General features: G+C 72.0%; 10 protein-coding genes and 1 pseudogene. 7 read left to right on the plus strand and 4 right to left on the minus strand.

Annotated elements, in window-relative coordinates; translation table 11 throughout:
* Positions 1–168 precede the first annotated feature (168 nt).
* The 3 genes and pseudogenes from HEP85_RS28800 to eccE all read right to left on the minus strand — a co-directional run bounded on the left by HEP85_RS28800 (position 169) and on the right by eccE (position 6,165).
* Positions 169–3,590 (minus strand): annotated as a pseudogene (locus tag HEP85_RS28800) (SCO5717 family growth-regulating ATPase).
* A 413-nt stretch (positions 3,591–4,003) separates the two neighbouring features.
* Entirely contained in the window at positions 4,004–4,822 is an 819-nt protein-coding gene (locus tag HEP85_RS28805) for a hypothetical protein (protein ID WP_248002107.1), read from the minus strand.
* 5 nt (positions 4,823–4,827) lie between these two features.
* Positions 4,828–6,165: a type VII secretion protein EccE gene (gene eccE / locus HEP85_RS28810; protein ID WP_168530497.1), complete on the minus strand. Its 1,338-nt coding sequence runs from the start codon at positions 6,163–6,165 to the stop codon at positions 4,828–4,830.
* Between the two features lie 195 nt (positions 6,166–6,360).
* Between eccE and eccB the strand changes: the two genes are divergently transcribed.
* The 7 genes from eccB (at position 6,361) to HEP85_RS28845 (ending at position 13,673) form a co-directional block, all read left to right on the plus strand.
* Positions 6,361–7,887, plus strand: coding sequence for a type VII secretion protein EccB (gene eccB, locus HEP85_RS28815; RefSeq protein ID WP_168530498.1), 1,527 nt, complete (start codon positions 6,361–6,363; stop codon positions 7,885–7,887).
* Positions 7,888–7,903: 16 nt separating this feature from the next.
* Positions 7,904–9,163: a type VII secretion-associated serine protease mycosin gene (gene mycP / locus HEP85_RS28820; protein ID WP_168530499.1), complete on the plus strand. Its 1,260-nt coding sequence runs from the start codon at positions 7,904–7,906 to the stop codon at positions 9,161–9,163.
* A gap of 234 nt (positions 9,164–9,397) precedes the next feature.
* Positions 9,398–9,871 (plus strand): hypothetical protein, encoded by a 474-nt coding sequence (locus HEP85_RS28825; RefSeq protein WP_329290850.1) that lies wholly within the window; start codon positions 9,398–9,400, stop codon positions 9,869–9,871.
* Positions 9,871–11,595 carry a hypothetical protein gene (locus HEP85_RS28830; protein WP_369657881.1) on the plus strand — a complete coding sequence of 575 codons (1,725 nt, stop codon included), beginning with the start codon at positions 9,871–9,873 and terminating at the stop codon, positions 11,593–11,595. Before HEP85_RS28825 ends, HEP85_RS28830 begins: the two co-directional genes overlap by 1 nt.
* A gap of 123 nt (positions 11,596–11,718) precedes the next feature.
* The gene (locus HEP85_RS28835; protein WP_248002108.1) at positions 11,719–12,888 is read left to right on the plus strand and encodes a S8 family serine peptidase; all 1,170 of its coding nucleotides are present in this window, start codon (positions 11,719–11,721) and stop codon (positions 12,886–12,888) included.
* 76 nt (positions 12,889–12,964) lie between these two features.
* Positions 12,965–13,303 (plus strand): WXG100 family type VII secretion target, encoded by a 339-nt coding sequence (locus HEP85_RS28840; protein ID WP_168530503.1) that lies wholly within the window; start codon positions 12,965–12,967, stop codon positions 13,301–13,303.
* 67 nt (positions 13,304–13,370) lie between these two features.
* Positions 13,371–13,673 (plus strand): WXG100 family type VII secretion target, encoded by a 303-nt coding sequence (locus HEP85_RS28845; protein ID WP_148010778.1) that lies wholly within the window; start codon positions 13,371–13,373, stop codon positions 13,671–13,673.
* 206 nt (positions 13,674–13,879) lie between these two features.
* Here HEP85_RS28845 and eccCa read toward each other — a convergent pair whose 3' ends face one another.
* Positions 13,880–17,845 (minus strand): type VII secretion protein EccCa, encoded by a 3,966-nt coding sequence (gene eccCa, locus HEP85_RS28850; protein WP_369657882.1) that lies wholly within the window; start codon positions 17,843–17,845, stop codon positions 13,880–13,882.
* Positions 17,846–17,954 lie beyond the last annotated feature (109 nt).

Genomic DNA, 17,954 nt, shown 5'->3' on the forward strand with positions numbered 1-17,954 from the left:
TTGGTGCGGAATATTCGCTCATTGGTCCAGACCGGTGAAGCCCCCCTGGCCAGGGGGTGACGCTTCCTTTCGCCCCTGGACACGCGAAGGCCCGCACCGTGGACGGACGGTGCGGGCCCTGGCGGGAACCGGCCCCTCGGAAGGGGCCGTTCGGGTGATGGTCCCCGACTACTGCTGAGGGGACGCGGGAGGCGGCGGGGGCGGCGTGTGGCCCTGGTGGGGCGGATAGGCCTGACCGTCCTCGAAGGGACGGCCCGCGTCGGACTGACCCGGCTGCGGCTGCGGCTGCGGGGGCGGGGGCGGCGGGTACGCCTGTCCCGGCTGCGGCGGAGGGAGGGGCGGGCCGGGCTGCTGCGGGTAGGGGCCGCCCTGCTGGTACGGGTGGGGCCCGCCGGGAACCGGCTGTCCGGACGGCGGCGGGCCGGGAACCGGCTGGCCGGGGGCGCCCTGACCACCCGGTACGGGTACGTCCAGCGGGTACGAGTACTGCGCCTGCCGCGGCATCGGCGGGGCGGCCACCGGTGGCGGGTTGCCGTCGTTCGTCCACAGGCCGTGCGACTGCTGGTGACGCACGATGTCCTCGGCGACCATCGCGGAGAGGTTGAAGTACGCCTCCCGCACCTTGGGCCGCATCATGTCGAGGTCGACCTCGGCGCCCGCGGCCAGATGCTCGTCGAACGGCACCACCACGACACCGCGGCAACGCGTCTCGAAGTGGCTGACAATGTCCTCCACCTTGATCATCTTGCCGGTCTCGCGCACCCCGGAGATGACGGTGAGGGAGCGCGAGACCAGATCCGCGTACCCGTGCGCCGACAGCCAGTCCAGCGTCGTGCTCGCGCTGCTCGCACCGTCGACCGACGGCGTGGAGATGATGATGAGCTGGTCGGCGAGGTCGAGCACCCCGCGCATGGCGCTGTAGAGCAGACCCGTGCCGGAGTCGGTCAGGATGATCGGATACTGCTTGCCCAGCACATCTATCGCGCGCCGGTAGTCCTCGTCGTTGAAGGCCGTGGAGACGGCCGGGTCGACGTCGTTGGCGATGATCTCGAGCCCGGACGAGGCCTGGGAGGTGAACCGCCGGATGTCCATGTACGAGTTGAGGTACGGGATCGCCTGCACGAGGTCGCGGATGGTGGCCCCGGTCTCCCGCCGTACCCGCCGCCCGAGCGTTCCCGCGTCCGGGTTGGCGTCGATCGCGAGGATCTTGTCCTGCCGCTCGGTGGCGAGCGTGGAGCCGAGGGCGGTGGTGGTGGTCGTCTTACCGACACCGCCCTTGAGGCTGATGACCGCGATCCGGTAGCACGACAGCACCGGCGTCCGGATCAGCTCCAGCTTCCGCTGCCGCTCGGCCTCCTCCTTCTTGCCGCCCAGCTTGAACCGGGAGGAACTGCCGCCGGGGCGCCCGCTCTTGGCCTTCTGCTTCTTGTTGTTGAGCAGACGGTCGGAGGACAGCTCCACCGCGGCGGTGTACCCGAGAGGCGCGGCGGAGGGGTTGGTGGGCTGCCGCTGGTCGTGCCGGACGGGCTGCGGCCAGGCGGTCCCGCTGCGGGGATCCACGGGGCTCTGCTGGGGAGGCTGCTGCGGGTGCGGCTGCTGAGGCGGCTGCTCGTGCTCGGAGGGGTGCGGGGCCTCGGGCGGCAGGCCCGGGTGCGGCTGGTACTGCGCGGGGATGTGCGGCTGTGGCTGCGCGGGCGGCTGGGCGTGCGGGGGGAAGCCGTAGGCTTACTGCGGGCCCAGGGCCTGCGGCGCGGGGGCATCCGAGTAAGCCGCCCCGGGTACGGGCGGCTGGGGAGCCGGGGCACCCTGCTGCGGGAATCCGTAACCGGTCGGTGGGGCCGGGGGGTTGGGTACGGCGGGAGCCGGAACTCCGGGTTGCGGGAAGCCGTAGCCGTCCTGCGGCGCGGGCGGGACCGGCGGGCCCTGCTGCGGGAAGCCATAACCCGTGGGTGGGGCCGGGGGGTTGGGCGCGGGGGAGCCGGAACGCCGGGCTGAGGGAAGCCGTAGCCGTCCTGTGGGGCGGGCGGCCGGGGACCGGGGCGCCCGGCTGGGGAAGCCGTACGCCGCCTGCGGTGCGGGCGCGGGCGGGACGGGGGTCCCTGCTGCGGGAAGCCGTAGCCGTCCCGCTGCGGGGCCGGGGCGGGCGTCGTCGGTACCGGGCCCGGCGCGGGCGGTGCGGCCTGCGGGTCCCGCGCCGGGGGCGCGGGCTGCGCGGTCGGCGGCTGGAACGGCGGTTGCGGCTGGGCCGGCGGCTGGTGCGGCTGGACCTGGGCGTGCTGGGGCTGGAACTCGGGCTGACGGGGCGGCGCGGGCGGCTGCGCCCCGGTGACGGCGGGGTGGGGCGGTACAGGAGGCTGCGTGGGCCCCTGCGCGGCCGACGGCTGCGGCTGCTGCGGGATCTCGGGCGCGGGTGGTGCCACCGGCCCGGGCGAGGGCCACTGCGCGGCCGGCGCCGGGGCGGCGGGCTGATAGGCGGGCGGCAGCGGCGGCAGCGCGCCCTGCGCCAGCGGCGGGGGAGTCCAGGCGGGCGCCGCTTCGGGCGCGTCCACGGGTACGTCCACTCCGGCGTCCGGTGCCGGGCTCCCGTGCGGGGTGTCCGACGGGTCGGCACCCTCGACCATGCCGTCCCGCGGTCCGGTGTCCTGGTCTCCGGCGTGCTGCGACGGCACTTCCGGGGAGGCGACGGCATCGAGCCGCCCGGCCTCCGCATCGTCGTCGCCACCGTCATCGCCGACGTCGGTGGCGGTGTTCGTGGTGCCGTCCGCGTCCGGGCCGTCCGTGTCGGCGGCTCGGTCCGTCACGTCGGCCTGGGCGTCCGCGGGCTCCTGCCCCTGCGCCCCGACGGGCTCCACGGCATCGGGACCGGCACCGGTGCCGGCGCTCGTGGAGCCGCCGCTCCCGGTGCTGTCCTGCCCGCTCACGTCGGCGTCCGTGCTCTCCGGTCGCGAGGGAGCGTCCTCGCCCACCGCGGACGCGCCGGAAGCCTCGGCCGACTCTGCCTCCGACCCCGGCTCCGCACCCGGCACAGCGCCCTGCGGCGCCGGAGCGCTCAACTCGAAGTCACCGCCGGCCGCGGCACCGCCGTCCGGCCCGGCACCGGCCGGCTCCTCCTCGGGGACGGCCGCGACGTCACCGCTCGCCCCGTCCGCGACCGGACCGCCGGCCTCGGTGACGTGCTCTCCCGCGGAACGCTCCGCGAACTCGCGCTTGAGCGCGGCGGCGGAGATACGCATGGTCGCGCCGCTCTCGATGTCACCGGCCGCGGCACCCCCCTGGCCGGCCGGTACGACCGGCGGCGACCAGGCGGCCTGCGGCATCGGCGCGGGCGGCACCGGGGGAACCTGGGCCACCGGCGGTCCCGGCGGCAGCGGCGGCCCCTGAGGGCCCGGTGGAGCCGGAGCGGCCGGCACCCCGGGAACCGGAGCCTGCGACGCCTGTGCCGAACCGGCCGACGCGTTCTGCGTGTACCAGGCGGGCGGCGCGTAGTCGATGGTGAACTCGCCCGTCGCCTCGACGGCGGACTCCGCGTCGGACTGGTCATCGCCGGGTGTGGCCCAGCCCCCGCGGATCCCGTCCCGATCGCTGTTCACAGTTCCTCCTGGTGTGGTCAAGCACCCTCGATACCGAGCCGGGGCGACCGTTCTCTTCATCTGAATCTCTTGGCCGGACGCCGTCCGACGCCGTCCGACGCGCCCGACCGGCCCCGCGGGACGCGGGCGGTCTGCCGACGGGTCGGTCGACGGCGGGGTGTCGCGTCCGGTCCCAGCCTAATCACCACGGGCGCCACGACGGCAGGCCCGTCCACCCCTCCGCACGGGCCCACTTGGTCACACCCTGCCCAGAAGCGGCTTACGCACGCGTCATAGGACGAAACAAATCGGGCAATCCTGGTGAACAAGTCGGTTGCGAGAGGGGGTAATCGGCCTGAAACGCCCGGCTCCTGACCGGAAGTGCCGCAGAACAGGCCGGGATTGAGCCAGACCGCCGCTGGGGTCGCGCCCGCTCAGTCCATTCTTCGCGGCGTACCGAACAATCCGGTCTCGGCGTCCGTGGGCTGCGTCATCACGTACTGCCGGTCGCGGTCGGCGCACCACAGCGTGACGCCGTCGGTGAGCGTCGGCAGCGAGTCCACGTCGCCCCGGGGAAGCGCCAGCGCCCGCCCGATCTCCGCGGCCTCGTCCGGCGAGACCCGCTGGACGCCGACGAGCCGCGCCTGTCGCAGCAGCCGCGGGGCCACCGGGCTGAGATACGGCAACAGCGTCAGAATCGACTGCCAGGGACCGGCCACCACCCGCCCGCGCGGCGGCCGCATTCCGCAGTCGCGCACCACCAGCACCGGGTTGCCCGCCGAGGCGCCCTGCGGTGGAACCCGCCCCACGTCGTGCACACTCATGCCGTTCTGCCCGCCGCCCATGGCGTGCACCATCTGCATCCAGGCCTGCGCACGCCCCGTCTCGACGGCGACGCGCGCCCCGGTGGCCGCCGCCCGCAGCGCGAGCACCTGCGCGGTCCACAGTCCGCCGATCAGGACGACGTCGTACGGCGTCGGCCGGTTGAGCCCGAGCACGGCGGGCTGCCCCCCGGCGTCCACCCCGATGACGACCCCGTCGTCCCCGATGGGCAACGCAAGCGAGTCCACCTGATCCACGGACAGCACGTGCCGCCCGTGCCGTGGCCCGATGAGACCGAAACCGCTGCGCAGCAGGCCGCGCGGACGCTCCGCGGCCGAGGCCCCCGGCGCGTCGGGAGCACTCGACGGACCGGGCCCGGGAGTCCCCGAAGTCCCGTACGGCCCCGACGCGGTCGTTCCCGATGAGGTCATGGACATCAGCGAACACCCCCGAGCGGCAGCGTGGCGAGCACACCCGGAAGCTGTTCGCGGTCGAGCCGGGTCAGTCCCGTGCCGGCCCGTCGCGCGGCGTCCTCCAGCGAGCGGCGCGCGGCGACCAGTTCGTCGTCGCCGCGCCCGGTCACCCGCAGGTGTCCGCACAGCGACACGTCCTGACGCTCCCCGCGCCGCAGGGTGAGACTGAAGGTGGTCGCCAGCGCGGGCACGGCCGTGAGCAGCGCGACGAGTTGGGGCAGCGACGGACCGCCGGATCCGCCCAACTGGGGCCAGCGCCGCACCCAGTACGTCGTGTGTCTGCGGTTGTCGCAGCGCCAACTGCGGCTGGACTCCTCCGTCCGCCGCGCCGGCAGGTCCATGCGTCCCGCCTCCGCCGTCACCAGGGGGTTCGCGCACGCCGAGGTCGCCACCGCCGCGATCAGCTCCTCCTCGTTCAAAAGCGTCGTACGGAATCCCGCTCCCGTGAGCCGGCTCGCGAGGTGGTCCGCGGCGCGGACGACGCACTTCTGCGCGCCGACGAGTCCGCCTCCGCGCGCGGCCACCGCCTCCGGGCACAGCTCCGGGTCGAGCTTCAGCGCGATCCAGGTGATGCGCACGGCGGGCGCCCCGGTCTGCTCCTGCAACGGCGCGTAGTTGCTGACGGCCACGGACTGCCGGGGCAGGTGCAGGGCGGGCGCCGGCTGCGTGTGCAGCACGATCTGCGCCGACTCCAGGCGGATGCCGTCCACCTCCAGCGCGTCCCGCACCAGTCCCAGGGGCAGCGGCTGGTGGCTCCGCTCGGCGCGCAGCGCGGTCGCGTCGGACTCCACCTGGAGGACGGCCGTCAGGAACGTGCCGTCCCCGATGACACCGACGGGGCGCCGGTCGCGGGCGCTGTACACGGAGGTGCGCAGGCTGGGGTCGCACTCCACGGCCGGGGCGAGGCCTGGCTCCGTACCCGGCCGTATCGGCGTACCGGCGGCGCGACGCCGCCGGACGCCCAACGCCCTTGCCGTGGCGAGCCATTCGGGCAGCGAGCGGCCTCGGCGGCGGACGAGGGCGAGCAGGACCAGCACGACCGCGAGCACGGCCGCCGGGACCAGGGCGAAGGGGGAGACGACCCATCCGACGAGCAGCGCGGCGGCGGCGATCTCCAGCAGGACGACTCGTTGCAACCGGAACGATCCGGACTGTCCGGCGCGCACCTTGAGGTGCAACGCGCCTGTACGCGGGCCGGGTTGCCCTGACCGGTCGGGTGTCCCGGGCGGCTGCGGCCGGGACGCGGACGAGTCCTGCTCCCGCGACCGGTCACGCGACCGGAACCGCGCTCCGGAAGCCATCACGTCATCCCCCCGATTTCCTCACAACTCACTGGAACAAGGCCACCACACAGGGCCCTTGAGGCGCCGATACCCTACCCGCACCACCGGACCGCTCCCTTACCAGGCATAGTAGGGGGCCGGTCCGACAACGGAGGGCGGGGGACGGGACCCCCGAGCGCGGGCAGGGCGAGACACGGGGAGACACAGGCACACATGGCATCTCGGCGGGACCAGCTCAACGCCTACACCTTCGCGAAGCGCCGCATGCTCGCGTCCTTCGTCCAGTCGTCTCCGGACGGCTCGGACGAAGGGGCACCGCGCCCGTTGCGCGCCGTGCTGCCGGGCACCATCGTCGGGGTCGTCATCCTGGCCGCGTTCGGGGCGTGGGGGATGTTCAAACCGACGGCCCCGCAGGGCTGGGACACCGTCGGCGAGAAGGTGATCATCGCCAGCGACTCCACCACCCGCTACGTGGTGCTCAGGACGGACGGCAAGGTGCAGCTGCACCCGGTCCTCAACATGGCGTCCGCGAAGCTCCTCCTCAAGACGGGCAAGGGCGAGGTCGTCACCGTCGACGAGTCGATCCTCGACAAGGGCACCATCCCGCGCGGTGTCACGATCGGCATCCCCTACGCGCCCGACCGCCTGCCCGCGGCCTCGGAGGCGGGCTCCACGAAGCGCTGGGCCGTCTGCGAACGCCCGAGCGCGGGCGGCGGGTCCATCCAGAAGGCCGCCTTCGTCCTCGCCTCCCGCGACAAGGACAGGACCGAGGGCGGCCGGCAGAAGCTGCACGGCGGCGATCTGCTGTACGTCGTCGCACCGGACAAGACCCGCTACGTCGTGGACGCGCACGGTACGTCGTACAAGGTGGACAGCAACGACGAGTTCCTGCTGCGCACCCTCGTCGGCTCCGGCCGGGAACCCCAACGGGTGTCCCAGGAGTGGCTGGAGACCCTGCACCAGGGTGACCCGATCATCTTCCCGAAGGTCGAGGGGCACGTCGGCACCGGCGCCGGCGTCGGGGGCGGTCTGCCCGCCGCCGCGGACAAGGTCGGCATGCTGCTCAAGGCTCCGAACGGCGACCGGGACCAGTACTACGTCGTCGAACCGGGCAAGGTGGTGCCCGTCTCGGACTTCACCGAGAAGCTGCTGCTCAGCAGCCCTGACCTGGGAAGCCTCAACCAGACCGACGCGCTGGACGTCCGGATCTCCGACTTCACCCCGGACTCGGGGGAGTTCGCCGCCGACTACGACTGGCCGGCCGAGTCCCCGTCGACCGTCAACGAGGCGGGCACCGGCCAGGGCAGCCGCAACACCGTCTGCAACGTCCTGCGGGGCGTCGACAAGGACAAGGGCACGACGACGCTCAGCACCTGGGCGGGCACCGACTTCCCGGCCCCCCTCCCGACCGGCTCCACCAGCGCGTACGTCACCCCCGGCTCCGGTCAGCTGTACCGCCAGTTCCAGGGCGAGGAGACCAAGGCGGGCGGTGTCTTCCTGGTGACCGACACCGGCCTGCGCTACGCGATGCAGTCCAACGACGACAGCGCCACGGACGACGCGGGCATCGGTACCACGGCAAAGGACCGCAAGCAGTTGGAGCAGGAGGCCGAACTGGCCCAGATCAGCCTGGGTTACTCCGGTGTGGATCCGGCGCCGATCCCCGTCGCGTGGTCCTCGTTCCTGTCCACCGGCCCCCGTCTGTCGACGTCGGCCGCCCGTCAGCCGCAGGGCTCCTAGGGACAGGGGTCGGTCCATGCCGTACGCGCCCACCGCGAAGTATCCGCGTGCCGCGGCCCTCGCCGCCGCGACGCTGATCGCCTGCACCGCCGCGGCCGCCCTCGGGCCCGCCGCGACCGCGGACTCCTCCACCGACCAGTGCACCTTCCCGAACAAGATGTACGCGAGCCGCCCCTGGGCCCTGCAGCGCGTCCTCCTGGACGAACTGTGGAGCCAGTCCAAGGGCAAGGGGGTACGCGTGGCCGTCATCGACACGGGCGTGGACGTGCAGAACCCCCAGCTCACCCACGCGGTGGACGCGGCCGCCGGACGCAACTTCCTTCCCAAGAAGCTGAAGGACGACAACGGGGATCCGATCCCACGCGGCAAGGAGAACGGCACGACGGACACCGTCGGCCACGGCACGCGCGTCGCGGGCATCATCGCGGCCCGGCCCGCCCCGAAGACCGGATTCGTGGGCCTGGCACCCGAGGCGACGATCATCCCGCTCGAACAGAACGACGCCGAGGGCCACGGCACGGCGAAGGAACTGGCCGACGCCATCCGCCAAGCGATCAAGGCCGGCGCCGATGTCATCAACATCTCCCAGGACACCTCCAACGCGACGGAGCCTCCGCCGGACCTGGAAAGTGCGGTGAAGGAGGCGCTGCGCGCGAACGTCGTGGTCGTCGCCTCCGCGGGCAACGACGGCCAGGGGGGCAACGTCAAGAAGACTTACCCGGCGTCCTACCCGGGCGTCCTGGCCGTCGCGGCCTCGGACCGCAACAACGAACGCGCCTCCTTCTCCCAGTCCGGCGACTTCGTCGGTGTCGCCGCACCGGGGGTGGACATGATCTCCACCGTCCCCAAGGGCGGCCACTGCTCCGACAACGGCACCAGCTTCTCGGCCCCGTACGTGGCCGGGGTCGCGGCCCTGATCAAGGCCAAGCACCCGGACTGGACCCCGCGCGAGGTCGTGGCGCAGATCGAACAGACCGCGGAACGCTCCGTGCCCGGCCACGACCGGCTGGTCGGCTGGGGCGTCGTCGACCCGGTCCGCGCCCTGACCGAGGACGACCACCCCCTGGAGTCCCCCGATCCCCGGGAGGGTCTCTCCAAGGCGGAGGCCCCGGCCCCCGCCGCCCTGCAACTGGGCGAGACCCCGGACGAACGCAACGCCCGTCTGGCGACGTACGTGGCGGTGGGCGCGGTGGTGCTGGTCGCGGGGCTGGCCGGGGGCGCGGTGGCGATACGGGACGCGCGCCGACGCGGACACCGGATCCCGGGGACTGAGTAGAAGTACTCATGCCCGGCGGCCCGTTGCACGTCTAGCCTCGCGTTGCGGGAGTGATCATCGTGGTGCACCGGGCATGGTGAAGGAGGAGTGAAGCCTCGCACAGTAGTAGCAGAGCTGCTGCATAAGGCAGTTGGGGCTGTCACATGAATTGACTAGAGTGGTTGCGTTGCAGACAGGAACGCTCGGGGGCGCGGTATCCCCGGGCAGGCGACGACAACGGGGAGGGAAAGCATCGTGCTTCCTGCGGACATGGGTGGCAGCGGGGGCGCTGACCTGAGGCGTGGCATGGAGGCGTTGACGACCTTCAAGAAGCGTGTGGACGGCGTGCTCTCGAACTTCGAGGGCTCACCCGGCAGCGCCACGAAGGTCGGCGCCCACACCATCTCCCAGGCGTCGTTCTGCGGAAAGGGCGACTTCGGGGAGGCCAAGGGCCTGCACACGCAGTACGAGCGCGTCCACGAACGTCTCACCACGCTCTCCAAGTCCCTCGGGTTGCAGATCGAGGCGCTCCGCATCGCCGTGCACGGCGCGGACGTCGGCTTCGACAACCTCGAGGAGGACCTCCGGCACCGCTTCTGGGAGATCCAGACCCAGGTTCGCCATGAGCAGGAGCAGGCGCAGCGCGAGAAGGCCGCGGCCGAGGCCGCGAAGCACGGCAAGCCCGAAGAGAAGCGCTCCGACGACACCAAGTCCGAGGCCGGGTACTGATGGGTGACGAGAAGAACAAGCCGGACCACAAGGCCGACCTGGAGCACGTGAACCAGCAGGTCGGCGTCATCGACGCGACCAACGCCGTCTCCGAGATGCTCAGCCACACCTTCCTCGGTGGCGGTGTCCGCTTCTTCGGCAAGACCGACTTCGAGGGCCACGAGCTCAACACCATGGTCGACATGGTCGAGTCCGCGAACCCGGAGCACCTGGAGACCGCGGGCAAGGCCCTCTGGGACGCCAGGGACGCCATCAACGACGCCGCCGAGGAACTGAGCGGTCACATCGGCCGGGTCGACTGGGACGGCGAGGCGGGCAGCGCGTTCCGTACGTGGGGCGGCAACCTCGTCACCCACGCGCGTGACCTCGCCACCTTCGCGGAGGTCGCGGGCACGCAGATCACCGCGGCGGCGACGGGCCTGGCGTCCGTACGCAAGTCCATGCCGCCGCGCGACGCCCGGCTCGCCCCCAAGACGGTCGCCGACATCCCGGCACCCAAGCGGGTCGAGGGCAACCACGAGTACACGGCGGCGGTGACGGCCGAGAACCATCGCCAAGAGGCGATCAACCAGATGAACCGGTTGTCGTCGTTCTACGCGGTCTCGGAGGAGACGCTGGCGGCCCAACAGCCGCCGGTGTTCGAGCCGATGCCGGGGGTGGGGGTGCCGAAGCCGAGCGAGGGGACCCCCGAGAGAGGTACGCCTCCAGGGACAACAGAGCACGTATCCCGGTCGGTCACGGACGGGTCGGGGACCGCGAACCACCACTCGGTGCACACCGTGGTGAACCACCCGCCCGCGCACGAGACGCCGCCGTCCTCCCACCACCTGGACGACTCCGTCACGTACCCGGACGACCGGAAGCATGTCGGTACGGAGATCGACAGTGTGGGGACGCTCCCGCAGGAGACCGTGAAGCCCGCCGTCGGCGTACCGCCGGGGCCTGCGGGCCCGAGCGGCTCCCCGGCGGGGACGCTTCCCCCCTTCGCCACCGGCTCGGTGCCTTCCACGTTCCGTGGTACCACGGGCCGTTCCACAGGGCTCGGCGGAGCGCCCGTGAGCCGGGCCCCGGCCACGCAGCAGGGACGCGTGAATCCCGGTGGCACGTCTGGAGGGCGCACCGGGAACGGCCCCGCAGGACCTGTGGGCCGTGCGGCAGCGGCCGGTCAGACGGGCGCTCGCGGGGGTACGCCGACCGCCAGGTCACCGATGGGGCGAAGCGTCACGGGCGGGATGCCCAGGAGCGCGGGCACGGCGTCAGGGCGCGTCGGCGGTCCCGGTCCCGTGGGCGCGGGACGTACCGGCGGTGTCGTCGGAGGGAGGCCCACGACCGGCGGTACACCGGGCAAGACCGGTTCCCGGGTACCGCGCGGCACGGTCATCGGCGGCGAGGGCACGTCCGGTTCGCGCGCTGCGGCCGCACGGCCCGCGCAGCGCGGAGTGATCGGCGCCCCCGATTCGGCCAAGGGCACCGGCGCGCGGCAGACGCCGCGTCGGTCCGCCGGCAACCCCGACGGTGTGGTCGGTGCGCCTAAGGGGCGTGTCCCCGGAGCCGGGAACGGCGGATCGACCTCTGGTGGCTCCGGCCTGGCACGGGGCACGGTGGGCAACCGGGACTCCGAGCGGACACGGCGCAAGGGAGCCTCGCGTCGTGATGCATCGACCGAGGACGAGACACGTGCGCGCACGGACGAGCGGCGCGATCTGCCGCCGGCGAGCGACTGACCGGATAGAGCGAGGGCGAACACAGTCATGGTGTCAGGGATCAGCCGACGCGGCGGATGGACAGGGCCCGTTGCCGGGCGAAGCGGCAGAAGGGCGTCCGCCGTATGTTCGGCGCTCGGCGCTGTGGCCGTCCTGTCGGCGGCCCTCGCCCCGAACGCCGCGGCCGACGATGTCCGGTCGCAGCAGTGGTACCTGACGGCGATGAAGGCCGACGAAATGTGGAAGGTGAGCACGGGCAAGGGCGTGAAGGTGGCCGTCGTCGACTCGGGTGTCAACGCCGGGACCTCTTCCCTGAAGGGGCAGGTGCTGGTCGACGAGGTGCCGAAAGCCGTTTCCTACCACGTGACCCAGGACTTCGTCGGCCACGGGACCACCATGGCGGAACTGATCGCCGGTACGGGCGCCGGGGGCGGCCTGAAAGGCCTCGCACCCGGAGCGAAGATCGTCCCTTACCGGATCGCGTTGGACGGTCTGAAGGATCCGGTCGAGAAGAGGAACACCCCGAGCACGGCAAAGGTGATCCGGGCCGCCGCCGATACCGACGCGAAGATCATCAGCATGTCATTCGGCACTCCCTACTTCGATCCGGACGTGGAGGCGGCGATCAAGTACGCCCGCTCGAAGGGCAAGTTGATGTTCGCCAGCGTCGGCAACGAGGCGGAGAAGAAGAACTCCATCGGCTATCCGGCCGCGTATCCCTTCGTCGTCGGAGTCGCCGCCGCGGACAAGACGGGGAAGGTCGGGAAGTTCTCGGAGCACGGCAACTACGTCGACTTGGCGGCTCCGGGTCTTGGCGTGGCCACTTGGTGCGACGCGACGTTCAAGTCGTACTGCCCCGGCGAGGGAACGAGTATGGCCACCGCCATCACCTCCGCCTCCGCCGCCCTCGTCTGGTCCGCCCACCCCGAGTGGACGGCCAACCAGGTCCTCGGGAGTCTCATAGACACCGCGGGACGCGACTGGCCGAAGAACAACCCGAGCAACTACCTCGGATACGGCCTCATCCGGCCCCGCAAGGTGCTGGAGAACACCGGCATCGACCCCGGCCCGGCCAAGACCGACCCGCTCAGCTACGAGAACGAGACCGGCGTGACCGACGCCTCCCCCTCCGCCACCGCATCAACTGCGTCACACCCCCCGAAAACCAATACTGGCAACCGGACTTCGGCGGCAGGATCAAGCGCGGAGTCGTCCGGCGGGGACACCCTGTGGGTGGTTCTCGCGGGCGTCGCGGCCGTGCTGGTGATCGCGGGCGGCGCCTTCGCGGTGCTCCGTTCACGGCGCCGCGCTTGACCACCCCCGCACGTCCGGACCCTCGTGACGTGTGTCCAAGAAAGACGAACCACAACCCACGAAAGGGAGTGCGGACATGGCCGACGGCCGCAAGTTCGACGACGACCGGGTACAGAAACTCCAGACGAACGTCCTGGACCGGTACGAGTCCATCAAGAAGCAACTCGCCGCCCTCCAGGGGACGATCGACATGATCGAGGCCAGCTGGACGGGTGTCGGCGCCAACGCCTTCAACAAGAAGCAGACCGAGATCAACGACAACATGGCCCAGATCGGCCGGATGCTCGACCGGTTCCTCGAGAACCTGCACCTCACCAAGTCGGACAAGATCAAGCTTGAGGACGAACTCCACTCGACGATCACCAACATCCAGGTGGACCTCGGCGGCAAGACCTCGGCGCTCAACAGCTACTGACCGCGCCGAGCCGCACCGTTCCCCGGACCGCGAGGTCCGTCCGAAATCGTCAAGGAGATGAGGAAACATGTCCGGCGTCCACTACCAGGACCTCGCCGTCAAGTACGGCACCCTGGACGCGCTCACCACGGAACTCGGCAACCAGGCCAAGAAGCTCGAGGAAGACCTCGGGGCGCTCAAGCAGGCCGTTCTCGACGCGGCGGAAGGCTGGGGCGGCGAGGCCTACGACGCGTTTCAGGCGCAGTCGAAGGAGTGGGACAACCACGCCACCGCCGTGCACCAGGCGCTGCTGTCCATCTCGCAGAAGGTCCACCAGGCCGGCGGTGACTACCGGGGCGGCGACCTCAAGGGAGCCAGCTACTTCCAGTAGGACCCGACGGCACGGACGACCGGGGTGGGCACGCACGGGAGGTGCCCACCCCGGTCCGTACCACCGGCGCACCACCGCCGGAGCCCCGCCGCGGCGAGGCTCCGGCTCCGTGCACGAGCGGCGAGGAGAGCGGCTCACCCCGCCCACCTCGCCGCCGTCCGCCTCGCCGCCGTCCCGTCACCCCGTGCCCGGTCAGCACCCGCCGGTCAGTACGTCCCCTCAGGCACCAACCCCGTCTGCACCAACGGCTTCCCCCGCCGGCGTGACACGAAGACGCCCCGCCCCGCGGGCATCGGCCGGGGCCGCACCCCGCCGAGGATGTCGCCCTCGCCCGGATCACCGGCGAGCACCACACCCTGCGCGCCCAGCTCCTTCATCCGCTGCATGAACGGCTCGTACGAGGCACGCCCCGCGCCCGCCGTGGAGCGGGCGATGATGAACCGCACGCCCACGTCCCGCGCGAACGGCAGCAGTTCCGTCAGACCGCCCAGCGGGTTGCCGCCGGACGTGGAGACGAGGTCGTAGTCGTCGATGACGACGTACACCGTCGGCCCCCGCCACCAGCTCCGCTCCCGCAACTGCTGCGCCGTGACCTCCGCCGTGGGGGTGCGGCGCTGCATCAGGTCCACCAGCGCCGCCATGTGGTGGTCCATGGCGTTGGACATCGGGATGTACTCGGCGAGGTGGGTGGCCGGGGTGACGTCCAGCAGCGAGCGCCGGTTGTCGACGACCATCAGCTTGCAGTCGTCGCCCGGATAGCGTTCGGTGAGCTGCTTGATCAGCAGCCGCAGCAGGTTCGACTTGCCGGACTCGCTCTCGCCGTACACGAGGAAGAACGGGTCCTGCTCGAAGTCGACGTAGACGGGTTCGAGGTTGTCCTCGTCGAGCGCGAAGGCGACACCCCGGCGCGGGAAGCTGTCGCCGGGCGGCAGCTGCTCGGCCGGGAACTCGCGCGGCAGCAGCCGGACTTCGGGGGCGCCGGGCGCCTGCCAGTGCCGGGAGACCTCCGCCGCCAGCGCGGCCGTCGCGTCGGCGAGGTCCGTGTCGGAGGTCAGACCGTCGATCCGCGGGACGGCCCCCATGAAGTGCAGCTTCTGCGGGGACTGGCCGCGGCCGGGCACCCCGGTCGGGACGTTCGCGGCCACCTTGCGGTCCAGCTCGGAGTCCATGGTGTCACCGAGGCGCAGCTCCAGGCGGTTCATCAGGTGGTCCTTGAGGTTCGCCCGGACCTCCATCGACCGGGACGCGGTCAGCACCAGGTGGATGCCGTAGCCGAGACCGCGGGCGGCGATGTCCAGGACGACGCCCTCCGCCGCCTCGTAGTCGCCACGGAAGTTGCCCCAGCCGTCGATGACGAGGAAGACGTCTCCCCACGGCTGGTCGGTCACGGAGATCTCGCCGCGCGCCCGCTTCGTACGGAACTCGGCGATCGAGGAGATCCCGGAGGAGCGGAAGTACTCCTCGCGCCGGGTCATGACGCCGTACACCTCGGCGACCGTGCGCCGCACCTTCTCCGGGTCCAGGCGCGAGGCGACCCCGCCGACGTGCGGGAGCCCCGCGACGGCCGCCAGACCACCGCCGCCGAAGTCGAGACCGTAGAACTGCACCTCGTGCGGGGTGTGCGTGAGGGCGAAGGAGGCGATCAGCGAGCGCAGCAGCGTCGACTTGCCCGACTGCGGGCCGCCGATGACCTGCATGTGGCCCGCCGCGCCGGAGAAGTCGACCCACAACGGGTCGCGGCGCTGCTCGTACGGCTTGTCGACGAGGCCGACGGGCACGACGAGCCGCCCCGCCCCCTCGTAGCCGGGCTGGCTGAGCCCCCGCCCCGGTACGGCGGCCAGTCCCGGCAGCAGCCCGTCCAGCGACGGCGGGCTGTCCAGCGGCGGCAGCCACACCTGGTGGGCGGCCGGGCCCTGCGCCTCCAGCCGGCGCACGATCACGTCGAGCACGGTGTCGGCGAGGGCGTCGTCCGTCTCCGGAGTCGCCGCCGGGCGCTGCTGGGGCACGGCCGCGTACTGCACGGGCACCTCCGCCGCCGTGAACAGCACCGGCCGCCGGTCCACCGGCAGCGTTCCGCCGAGCGCGGCCTGCGCCGGACCGGTGCGGTACACCCCGGAGACGTACGCCGCCTTGAAGCGCACCATCTCGTCGGTGCCGAACTTCAGGAAGCCGGAGCCGGGGACGTTCGGCAGTTCGTAGGCGTCGGGGACGCCCAGCGCCGCGCGGGACTCGGCGGCGGAGAACGTCCGCAGACCGACGCGGTACGAGAGATACGTCTCCAGGCCGCGCAGCCGGCCCTCCTCCAGGCGCTGCGAGGCCAGCAGCAGGTGCACGCCGAGCGAGCGGCCGATGCGGCCGATCTGCACGAACATCTCGATGAAGTCGGGCTTGGCGGTGAGCAGTTCGCTGAACTCGTCGATCACCAGGACGAGTGAGGGGATCGGCTGGAGGGCGGCGCCCGCGGCGCGCGCCTTCTCGTAGTCGTGGATGTTCGCGTAGTTGCCCGCGTCGCGCAGCATCTCCTGGCGGCGGTTGAGCTCGCCGCGGATGGAGTCGCCCATGCGGTCGACCAGCGTCAGGTCGTCCGCCAGGTTGGTGATGACGGCCGCGACGTGCGGCATCTGCGCCATGCCCGCGAAGGTGGCACCGCCCTTGAAGTCCGCGAGGACGAAGTTCAGCGTCTCGGAGGAATGCGTCACCGCGAGACCGAGTACCAGGGTGCGCAGCAGCTCCGACTTGCCGGAACCGGTCGCGCCCACGCACAGCCCGTGCGGACCCATGCCCTCCTGCGCGGCCTCCTTGAGGTCCAGCATCACGGGCCGGCCGTCCTCGCCGACACCGATCGGCACCCGCAGCCGCTCCGCGAGCGAACGCGGCCGCCAGGTGCGCTTGGTGTCCACCGAGGCGGCGTCACCGAGGCTCAGCAGATCCGTGAACTCCAGGTTGGCGAGCAGCGGTTCGTCGTCGTCCCCGCCCGAGGCCATCCGCAGCGGCGCCAGTTGACGCGCCAGCGCCTCCGCGGACTCGTACGAGAGGACGTCCGGCGTGCCCTCGTAGACGAGGCCGTGCCCCGACTCCAGGTGCAGTGCCTGCGGTTGTACGACGATGGAGAGGTCGCCGCGGGCTCCGGAGAGCTCACCGGGGACGACCTCGACGACCGTCACCCCCTGCAGCCCCTCCGGGGTGGCCAGGACGGAGTCCGGCGGCAGCGACAGACCGTCGAGCACGACGACGATGTGCGGCTCGTCGGGGAGCGGGGTGGCGCCCGGGTGGAAGCGCGGACGCCCGGTCAGCCGGGTGGCCAGCAGCTCCTCCAGCTCCCGGGTGTCGGCGCCGATCAGCCGGCGGCTGCCCGCGCCGTCCACCGCGCCGGACGCCTGCGCGTGCGGAAGCCACTTCGCCCACTCCCAGTGCGGCAGCTCCTCACGCCCGGCCGCGACCACGATCGTCAGGTCCTCGGGGGAGTGCAGTGAGGCCAGCGAGCCGGTCAGGGCGCGCGCCGAGGCGCGTACCGACCGCGGGTCGCCGCTGACCGTGACGTGGTAGAAGGCGCGCAGCGAGACCGCCATCGGCAGGGCGTCCAGGACGCTGTGGGTGGCCACGAAACGCTGCATGGCCCCCGCCGTGAGCGGCTCGAGCTGGTCGACCGGCCCGGTGTCGGGGGAGACCAGCGGGGTCGCCAGCGACTGCGGGCCGAGGCCGACGCGCACCTGGGCGAAGTCCTCGTCACCCGGCCGCCGTTCCCACACCCGGCTGCCCTCGGCGACCAGCGCCCACAGCTGCTCGGGGGAGGGGTGCTGGTAGTACTGGGCGTCGCGCTGGGCCCGCGCCGTGTCCAGCGCGGCTCGCCGGGTCTGCGACAGATAGCTCAGGTAGTCGCGGCGCATGTCCGCCAACTGCCCCTGGGAGCCGCGGCGGAAGCGGACCACCATCGCGATGGACATGGCCACCGTCGACGCGATCATCACCATGCCCATGATCTTCATGAACGGTTGCCCGTTGGTGAAGAAGAAGACCACCGAGCCGCCCATGCCGAGCGTCGGCAGCAGCTGCATGAGGACGCTGTCCTGGTGCCCGCGCGGAAGTTCCGGCGGTGGCTGCAGGACGACCTCGTTGGTGGGTACTTCCGACGGCAGCGCCCTGGGCGGGCGCTTGACGATGATTTGGCTCACTGCTCACCAATTCCCTTGCCGGCCCCAGGGTCTTCCGCCCGCCGCCCCGTGTCAGGCGGGCGGAGGCCGCCGCGCGATCCTACTGACTTCCCGCTGAGGCCACAGGAGA

It is taken from the genome of Streptomyces sp. RPA4-2, assembly GCF_012273515.2.
Classification (GTDB): domain Bacteria; phylum Actinomycetota; class Actinomycetes; order Streptomycetales; family Streptomycetaceae; genus Streptomyces; species Streptomyces kaempferi.